Here is a 1460-nt window from a genome sequence, read left to right on the forward strand (position 1 = left end):
GTCGCTATACTTAGTGGCTTAAAGTCTGAATCAAAGGAAAGTAGTCAATACTGCTCTGTAATACGTGAATAGGAGCGGATTGGCAAATGTGGACCTCATTAAGCAGTGATGAAAACCTCATCTTGGAAATGTTCAGAGTGGCTTTACAGTTGGAAGAGCCTTGGAAATTAACTCAAATTGAATTCAACGATCAGGAGCAAGCGTGGCATTTGCACTTGGATTTTGAACGAGGTGCTACATTTGCATGTCCATTGTGCGGTGCCGAATGCAGAGCGTATGACAGCGACATCAAGCACTGGCGGCATCTGGATTTCTGGGACTGGAAGACCTTTATGCATGCAAGAATGCCACGGGTAAAGTGTACTTCCTGCAACAAGATCACCCAAGTCTATGCCAAGTGGGCCAGACCCCTTTCGCATTTCACACTGCTGTTCGAAGCATGGGCAATGCGCCTGATGGCCGAAATGCCGGTTAACACCGCTGCTCGCGAATTACGGGAACACGATACCCGTATGTGGAGGATTTTTCACTATTACGTGGACAAAGCCATGTCGGAACTGGATGTGTCCAACGTGAAGCGGATCGCTATTGATGAAACCTCCTCCAGAAGAGGCCACCGCTACATTACCCTATTCGTAGATGTGGACCGCAAGATGGTTCTCTTTGCCACGGAAGGCAAAGGAATGGATACCTTAGAGCGCTTCAAGGATCACCTTGCTGAAAAAGGGGTTGCCGCAGAAGCCATCCAAGAGGTTTGCTGCGATATGTCACCCGCATTTATCCGTGGTATTGAAGAGTATTTCCCGAAAGCGGAAATCACCTTTGACAAGTTTCATGTGATGAAGCTGGTTGGCGAAGCGGTGGACGAGGTACGCGTTCAGGAGCAGAAACAAAGGCCGGAGTTGAAGAAAACCAAGTACATTTGGCTCAAGAACGAATCGAATCTGAAGGCAGAGCAAAAGCAAACCTTGTCTCGCTTGAAGGATAGCAACCTGTTAACCAGTCGGGCATACCGGTTGAAGTTGGCCTTGCAAGAGTTTTGGACAACGCCCCACATCTTCGCGGATGTGTTTCTTCGGGAGTGGATCGGTTGGGCTGCTCGTTCTAAGCTCCCACCCATGATGAGCTTGGCCAAGACGATTAAGCAGCACGAAGAAGGAATTCTGCGCTGGTTTCACAGTAAGATGACGAATGGTTTACTGGAAGGCATAAACGGCCTTGTTCAAGCAGCAAAACGCCGGGCCAGAGGTTACCGGAACGTAGAAAACTTCATCGCAATGGTCTACATGACCGCCAACAAGCTTCGCCTGCCCGTGCTCGCGGCACGGCGAGCATAAATCCCCTTTCCGCCTTTTTACCCCGCTTCAGAGATTGAAACAGCGGTCAAGAGATCTCCTTGAGGGCTGTTTCAATCTCTGAAATTCTCTTACAGGCGGAAAGGGTTATGAAACTAACATTTA

At 48.9% G+C, this 1460-nt stretch carries 1 protein-coding gene; it reads left to right on the forward strand.

All coding sequences use genetic code 11. From position 1 onward, the window contains the following. The first annotated feature begins 86 nt into the window (after positions 1-86). Entirely contained in the window at positions 87-1337 is a 1251-nt protein-coding gene (locus tag ACQ4N8_RS28090) for an ISL3 family transposase (RefSeq protein ID WP_430707666.1), read from the forward strand. The last annotated feature ends 123 nt before the right edge of the window (positions 1338-1460 follow it).

This window comes from Paenibacillus macerans, assembly GCF_050565405.1.
GTDB lineage: Bacteria > Bacillota > Bacilli > Paenibacillales > Paenibacillaceae > Fontibacillus > Fontibacillus macerans_B.